Annotated in this window: 9 protein-coding genes; 3 read left to right on the forward strand and 6 right to left on the reverse strand. The window is 65.4% G+C overall.

The genetic code is table 11. From position 1 onward, the window contains the following. Positions 1-84 precede the first annotated feature (84 nt). The 6 genes from QMX83_RS19165 to QMX83_RS19190 form a co-directional block, all read right to left on the reverse strand. Positions 85-618, reverse strand: a complete 534-nt coding sequence (locus QMX83_RS19165; RefSeq protein ID WP_282298237.1) for a DUF3011 domain-containing protein — start codon at positions 616-618, stop codon at positions 85-87. Positions 619-728: 110 nt separating this feature from the next. After that, a complete protein-coding gene (locus QMX83_RS19170) occupies positions 729-932 on the reverse strand; it encodes a hypothetical protein (protein ID WP_282298238.1) in 204 nt (67 codons plus the stop codon). A gap of 108 nt (positions 933-1,040) precedes the next feature. Beyond that, on the reverse strand, positions 1,041-2,102 hold the full coding sequence (locus tag QMX83_RS19175) for a linear amide C-N hydrolase (RefSeq protein WP_282298239.1): 1,062 nt from the start codon (positions 2,100-2,102) through the stop codon (positions 1,041-1,043). A 24-nt stretch (positions 2,103-2,126) separates the two neighbouring features. Beyond that, positions 2,127-2,840, reverse strand: coding sequence for a hypothetical protein (locus QMX83_RS19180; RefSeq protein ID WP_282298240.1), 714 nt, complete (start codon positions 2,838-2,840; stop codon positions 2,127-2,129). Between the two features lie 85 nt (positions 2,841-2,925). Further along, on the reverse strand, positions 2,926-4,263 hold the full coding sequence (locus QMX83_RS19185) for a HAMP domain-containing sensor histidine kinase (protein ID WP_282298241.1): 1,338 nt from the start codon (positions 4,261-4,263) through the stop codon (positions 2,926-2,928). After that, positions 4,260-4,934, reverse strand: a complete 675-nt coding sequence (locus tag QMX83_RS19190) for a response regulator transcription factor (RefSeq protein WP_282298242.1) — start codon at positions 4,932-4,934, stop codon at positions 4,260-4,262. Before QMX83_RS19190 ends, QMX83_RS19185 begins: the two co-directional genes overlap by 4 nt. Positions 4,935-5,047: 113 nt before the next feature. On the opposite strand from QMX83_RS19190, the gene QMX83_RS19195 reads away from it, so the two are divergent. Genes QMX83_RS19195 through QMX83_RS19205 form a run of 3 tightly spaced genes read left to right on the forward strand, consistent with a single transcriptional unit; the run spans position 5,048 to position 6,491 of the window. Beyond that, positions 5,048-5,818 carry a MipA/OmpV family protein gene (locus tag QMX83_RS19195; protein WP_282298243.1) on the forward strand — a complete coding sequence of 257 codons (771 nt, stop codon included), beginning with the start codon at positions 5,048-5,050 and terminating at the stop codon, positions 5,816-5,818. 2 nt (positions 5,819-5,820) lie between these two features. Continuing rightward, a complete protein-coding gene (locus QMX83_RS19200) occupies positions 5,821-6,045 on the forward strand; it encodes a hypothetical protein (protein WP_282298244.1) in 225 nt (74 codons plus the stop codon). A 23-nt stretch (positions 6,046-6,068) separates the two neighbouring features. Next, a complete protein-coding gene (locus QMX83_RS19205) occupies positions 6,069-6,491 on the forward strand; it encodes a hypothetical protein (protein WP_282298245.1) in 423 nt (140 codons plus the stop codon). The last annotated feature ends 78 nt before the right edge of the window (positions 6,492-6,569 follow it).

The raw sequence follows: 6,569 nt of genomic DNA on the forward strand, positions 1-6,569 counted from the left end.
GCCACGCCCTGCGTGGCTGCGCGATGTCCGGGTTGGTCGAAGCCACGCAGGGCGTGGCTCTACAGGGCGACCGAATACCCCAATTTACCGCACCTCGAAATCAGCGCGGCAACCGCGGTTGACCCACACGCCGTCGCGGTCCCAGCCCCAGGTCTGCCCTTCGATGCAGGCCGTATTGGAACGCTGGCGGATCATGCGTACATCGCGGCGGATGCTGACGTTGCAGCGGCGCAGACGGCTGTCGTTGGAGTCGCAGCCGATGATCTGGCCGCGTCCACCGCCACTTCCGCCATTCCCGCCCCAGCCGTGACCACCGCCGTGCGAGGGTCGCCCGCGTTCGGAGACGAACTCAGCACGGCATCCACGCGTGACCCAGATGCCGTCACGGCTTTGACCCCAGGTATCGCCCTCGATGCAGGGCGAACCGGAAAGCTGGCGCACCAGACGCGCGCGGCCCTCGAAGGGGCACTGCGCGGTGCGGTTCTTGTTCGATTCGCAGCGCACGGGGCCATCGTTGTAGTAGCCGTCGTCGTAGCGCTGCGCCTGGGCGTTGCCTGCCAGCGCCAGTACTGCCACCGGCAGCAATGCCCACAGCCAGTTCCGGGTTGCGTGCGTCATGTGATGCTCCTTGTGCCGGTGGAATGAATGGGCACAGCATCTGCGAAACGCGGGCGTTCGCCTATAGGCCGAATGGGATGATTTCAGGGGCGATTCAACTAGCCGCCGCTTCAGCCGTACTGCACCGCGTCGACGAAAACGTTTTCCATCGCGACCCGCACCCGGCTGCTGGAACCGGTTTCGGCATGATGTTCGCGGGCCAGGGAGTCGGCGAAGTCGAAGGCCACTGCGCCATCGGCGAAGGTCACGGCGTCATCGCTGCCGGGCGGCAGTACCTGCCAGCGGTGGTCGTGGTGCTGCACGGTGATCAACATCGGCGGCGTCTCCCTATGGATTCACGGACAATACGTCCACCCCGCCCTGCGGACTATCAGATTTTTCTGACTTTGGTGTCAGACACACAGTAGAACCGCACCCCGTGGCTAATCCCCGGTGCCCAGGAACGCAAACGGCTTTGAGGGCTTGAACTGATCCAACGCGTTGCCGGCAAACACGTTGCGCTGGTCCTTGCCCAGATCCAGCTTCAGCACTTTCCCGGTGTCCGCGCTGAAATCCACCTTGTTCAGATCCACCCAGAACGTATTCGGGGTCAGCGCACTCTCGAAGAAATACAGCTTGCGCTTATGGTCGGCCACGGTGCGCCAGCGGGTCGAAGAGATGTTCGGTTCTTCCGGCGTGGTGATACCAAATGGCACCGACGCATTGCGGATCACACTGAACACACTGGCCAGCGCCACCTGCGGGTCTTCGCTCTTGGGAATGGCATTGATGTAGAACTTGGCGCGCGCAAACCGATCCGACGCGCGGTTGGTGCCGGGCAGCATCACCGTACCGCCGATCTGCTGCCAATACGTATTGAGCGCCAGCTGATGGTCGAAGATCGGCGAGTTGGTCATCACCTGGTACTGCCGCCCGTGGTGGATGACCTGCTTGCCTTCGATGTACTCGACGATGGCGCTGTCGCCGCTGGCATCGGACATCGACAGATGCAGTGTGGCGGTGCGATCCTCACCGGGCAGCTTGTCGGTCACCAGCGTGTACGGCTCGCGCTGCAGCGCCTTTACGGCTTCATCCACGGTCGCGAAATTGTCCAGCACGTACTGCGCCCACAGCGAAATAGCCAAGCCCGGCTTGCCGTTGCCACGCTGCGGATACTGCGACTCCACCAGCCACAGCACGTTGGCCGAAAGACCCTTCTCGTTGAGGCCATCCGTGGTGGAAATGTCGTAGCCGCTGGCAATCACGCTGCCGTACTTCGCCGTCCATTCGATGGAATTGCGCCCGGCCTTTCCGTCACGTTTCACGCCGCGTGGAAACACCCACAGGTTGGTGGCGACGTCTTCCTTCCAGTCCATCGAACGCGCGGTGATCACATCATCATTCGCGCCCAGGTAGACCACGCGGGTGCAGGCATCCGCCTGCGCGGCCAGCACGGTCAAGGAAAACGCCAGCAACACCGGCCGCAACGACCACTTCGAACGCATGGCAAACCTCCGTCGGGGGAAAACTCAGTAGCGCCACTCCACACCCAGGCCGGGACCGGCCAGGGTCAGGTCGAGGTCCACGCCGCGGCTGATCTCACGCAACGACAGCGAGCGGTAACCCAGGCGCAGCCAGCTGTGTTCGGTCATGCGCAGGCCGTAACTGGCCATCAGGTCCCACGCAACCTCGTCTCCGGCGCTGCCCAGCGCCCACATGATGACGCCATGGCGTTCACTGAAGACCCAGGCCATGCGCACGCCGAGCACCGGGTCGACCCAGTCACGCGAAACCGACGCGTCGCGCGCAAGCGCGGGCACATCGACCTCACCGCGCAATTGCCAGTAGCGCGCACCTGCAATGGCATCCATCCGGAACACGGGGTCATCAATGAAGCGGTACTGGCCCATGAGCGAGCCCGTTACGACGCGGGTCTGCAGGTTCGCATCAAGGCCCACCCGTGGCACCTGCGCGGTTTCACTGGTGTCCACCCAGGTCAGATCAGAGAGCAGGCCCCAACGACCGCGACGCAGGTCGATGATCGCCATGGCGGCCATGTCCAGATGTTCCAGGGTGTCGCTGAAAGACTTGTGCACTGATACCGGCGGCAGCGGGCCGAGTTGCGCATCCCCTTCCAGGCTGGCTCCCCAGACGTAGGGCACGACGCTGACGCGCCATGCATCGTCCTGGGCAAACGCCGCCGTAGGCAGCAGCAACCACGGCAGCAATCCGTACCGGCGCATCAGCGGTCCTTGAGGGGGAAGGAACGAAGTCAGTGCCGGATCATCACAGCGCATGCACGGTGATGAGGGGGTGAATCAAGCGAAATCAGCGGTCGATCGGCAGGGTCACCACGAAGCGCGCGCCACCACCAGCGGCCTCTTCGACCGCGATGCTGCCAGCATGGCGCAGCATGATCTCCCGCGCCAGATACAGGCCCAGCCCACTGCCACTGCCACTGGGACGCAGGCGATGGAATGGCTCGAAAATCGACTGCCGTGCCTGCTCGGGCACACCGTCACCTTCATCGCTCACCGACAGCACGCCGCCAGCCTGCAGGGCCACGGCCACCAGGCCGTGCCCGCCGCCATGGGCAATCGCATTCTGCAGCAGGCCGCTGATCACGCGATGCAGCGCATCCGGATCGCCCCGCACCCAGACCGGCGTTTCCGGCGCGTCCACCTCGAATTCATAGCCGGCATCGACCACCAGCGGCGCAACATCGGCGGCCACTTCGCGGGTCAGTGCGGACAGGTCGATGCGCTGCTGCTGGCTGCGATGGTGATCCAGGCGCTGCAGGTCCAGCAGCTGCTCGGCAATGTTGCTCAGCCGGCCCAGGTCGCGCTGCAGAGGCGCACGCACCACGCCCGGCGGCAGGTCGCCGATGCGCGTGGCGAGAATGGCGATGGGCATGCGCAGCTCGTGCGCGGCACCCACCAGGAAGCGGTCCTGCGCGTCGTAGCTTTCGCCAATGCGGCGCACCGCAGCGTTGAAGGCGTCCACCAGCGGCACGATCTCACGCGGCACCGCGTGCGTATCCAGGCCACGTCCGCGTTCGCTGATCTCGATCGCCGCGGCCTGCGCTGCGACCCGGTTCACGCCGCGCAGCGAGCGGTGGATGGCCCACGGGGCGACCACCAGGGTGATGGCCATCAATGGCAGAGTGATCCAGCCGCCGAGGTAACCGATGATCACCAGCAGCTGCCGCCAGAAGCCGCGCTGCGGCAAACCACCCATCATCACGTGCACGCGGCCTTCGTCGCGGTCGGACACCCACACCCGCATCGGCAGGTCCATGCCCCGGCTGCGGGTGCGCACGTCGGTGGGCTCCACATGCGCCAGCTGCTGCACCAGCGGGCGATAGACAGCCGGTACGTTGCCGTGCTCCAGAAAATGGCCTTGTTCGTCGGCCGCAGCAAACCAGAACGAAGCCGGCCGGTCAGGCGCGGCCTCGTCAATGGCGGCCCAGTCGACCTGCAGTCCGTTGCTGCCCAGCACGATGGCATCGGCCACCTGCTCGCTGGTTTTCCAGTCGATGTAAGCCGTGCTGCGGTCGCCGTATACCAGCGCGATACCGGTCAGGGCGATGATCACCATCGCGACCTGGATCAGGCAGATTTTCCACGCCAGGCTGAAACTCAGCGAACCGGGTTTGAGGAACTTCATGGCACGTCCTTGAGCAGATAGCCGATGCCGCGCATGACGTGGATTTCCACGCGTGCGTCAGCCTCAGCCAAGGCCTTGCGCAGTTTGGACACATGCGCATCCAGCGCGTTGGATTGAATGGCGTCATCGAAGCCGTACACCGCTTCCTGCAGCGCTTCGCGCGCAACCGTGCGTCCCTGGCGCAGGGCCAGCGCTTCCAGTACCAGCAACTGGCGACGCGGCAGCGCCAGCAGTTCACCAGCCACCGTCGCCTCGCGAGCGACGAAATCAAACTGCAGCTGGCCCAGGGTCAGCGTCGGCAAGGCGATCTGCGAGGGCCGCCGCGAAATGGCGCGGATGCGCGCCAGCAGCTCTTCCACCGCGAACGGCTTGGTCAGGTAATCGTCCGCGCCGACGTCCAGCCCGACCACACGGTCGGCGACCGAATCACGCGCGGTCAGCATGATCACCGGCAGGTTCGGCACATGGCTGCGCGCCACCCGCACGAAGTTGGCACCGTCACCGTCCGGCAACTGCCGGTCGAGCAGCAGGATCTGGTGCACATGGGCCTTGAGGGCCTCGGTGGCATGCGCCATCGAGGTCACCAGGTCCACCACCATGCCGTGCCGGCCCAGGCTGGCCTGGATGGCGCTGGCCAGTTCGGGGTCGTCTTCAAGCAGCAGAATGCGCATGGGGGGAGCGTACAGGGGGCACGGGCGCAGATGGTAGCGCGGCCGGCGGCGCAACGTTCCCACAATGTAGGGCCGGCAGGATGGCGGCTTGGCATTCTTAAAGTGGCAGGTACATGCGCGTTCAACCCCTTCTTTTCCCCGCCCTGGCCGTTGCCACCCTGCTGGCCAGCGCGGCCGCCCAGGCCCAGGTGGCCCCGGGTGCCAAGCCCCGCAGCAGCGTGGGCCTGGCCGTCGCCGCACAGAAGTCGCCCTATGCCGGCTATGACACCGACGTGCTGCCGATTCCGGTGGTGAACTACGAAGGCAAGTCGTTCCACCTGCGCGGCGGCAGCCTGGGCTGGAAGCTGTTCAACAGCGAAAGCACCGAGGTTTCGCTGCTCGCCTCGCCCTACATGATGCGCTTCAAGCACAAGGACACCGACGACGTGCGCCTGCGCCAGCTGTCCGATCGCAGCCTGTCGGCGATGGCCGGCGTGGCGGTGCGGCACACCGCACCGTGGGGCATCGTGCAGGCCAATGTGCAGGCAGAAGTGAGTGGCCATGGCGGTGGTTTCGCCGCCGATGCCAAGTACGCCTACCCGATTCCGACCGGCAAGGTCACGCTGATTCCGGGGATCGGGGCCAGCTATGCCAGCGCCGACCTCAACGACTACTACTTCGGGGTCAGCGCGCGCGAATCCGCACGCAGCGGTCTGGCGACCTACAAGGCCGACAGCGGTGTTTCGCCCTACATCGATCTGACTGGGGTCATGCCGCTGGGCGCGCATTGGGTCGCGACCGGTTCGCTGCGTCGCACGCGTCTGTCCGACGCAGTCACCGACAGTCCGATGACCGAGGGCAAGCACATGGACAGCGCCCTGATCGCCCTGAGCTACGGATTCTGATCATGCGCCGTGGAATCGTACGCCGCGTCGCGGAACTGGCTCTGCAGATCGAGCCAGACCGCCAGCGCGTACTGCAATGGATTGTGTACACCCGGTTGCCTGTCCGGGGTGGAAAAACCACGTTCGAACTGGCCTGCAATGGTCAGGGCGAACGGGTGCTGATGCTGCTGCACGGGTTGCTGGCGCAACCCGGCCAGCGCCCCGCGCAGCTGCCCGCGATGCATTGAGCCCTTCACTTACGGAGACCCCCATGCCCCGCCCCTTTCCGTTGTTGCGCATTGCCGAAGCGGCGAATGACCCCGAGCTGGAGGTGGCCCTGGTCGATTTCGATCACGCGGTTGAAGTGCTGATGGCGCTGGATCCGGATCCGCACGGACGCTTTTCCCGTGCCTATGTCACCGCCATTTTCCGGGCCTGTCTCGCACCGCGCCTGCCGGGCCCGGACGCGCCGGGCGGGCGACCGGATCCGCAGATCGCCGAGGCATTGAAGCAGTGGATTCTCGGGCAGCTGCAGCGCTTTCCCGAAGAGCGTCGCGATCATCGGATGACGGCCGCGCGCCGTGCCGCGCACGGGTTCTGGCTGCAGTCGCTGGCGTATCCGTTGGATGACGACGGTGGCCCGCGTGCCGAGCGTCTGCTGGAGGGGCTACTCGCATTGACGCGACCGATGTAAAGAGGATCGAGGTCGCGGGAGGGTATCCGGTAGCGCCGGCCGTTGGCCGGCCCAGGAGGTGATGATGCCGGCCAACGG

Origin of the sequence: Stenotrophomonas sp. PS02289 (genome assembly GCF_029960115.1) — a bacterium.
Taxonomy (GTDB): domain Bacteria; phylum Pseudomonadota; class Gammaproteobacteria; order Xanthomonadales; family Xanthomonadaceae; genus Stenotrophomonas.

Bases quoted from the DNA above. Each gene is read 5' to 3' on its own strand.
- QMX83_RS19165 (WP_282298237.1), bottom strand. From the start codon at position 618: ATGACGCACGCAACCCGGAACTGGCTGTGGGCATTGCTGCCGGTGGCA.
- QMX83_RS19170 (WP_282298238.1), bottom strand. From the start codon at position 932: ATGTTGATCACCGTGCAGCACCACGACCACCGCTGGCAGGTACTGCCG.
- QMX83_RS19175 (WP_282298239.1), bottom strand. From the start codon at position 2,102: ATGCGTTCGAAGTGGTCGTTGCGGCCGGTGTTGCTGGCGTTTTCCTTG.
- QMX83_RS19180 (WP_282298240.1), bottom strand. From the start codon at position 2,840: ATGCGCCGGTACGGATTGCTGCCGTGGTTGCTGCTGCCTACGGCGGCG.
- QMX83_RS19185 (WP_282298241.1), bottom strand. From the start codon at position 4,263: ATGAAGTTCCTCAAACCCGGTTCGCTGAGTTTCAGCCTGGCGTGGAAA.
- QMX83_RS19190 (WP_282298242.1), bottom strand. From the start codon at position 4,934: ATGCGCATTCTGCTGCTTGAAGACGACCCCGAACTGGCCAGCGCCATC.
- QMX83_RS19195 (WP_282298243.1), top strand. From the start codon at position 5,048: ATGCGCGTTCAACCCCTTCTTTTCCCCGCCCTGGCCGTTGCCACCCTG.
- QMX83_RS19200 (WP_282298244.1), top strand. From the start codon at position 5,821: ATGCGCCGTGGAATCGTACGCCGCGTCGCGGAACTGGCTCTGCAGATC.
- QMX83_RS19205 (WP_282298245.1), top strand. From the start codon at position 6,069: ATGCCCCGCCCCTTTCCGTTGTTGCGCATTGCCGAAGCGGCGAATGAC.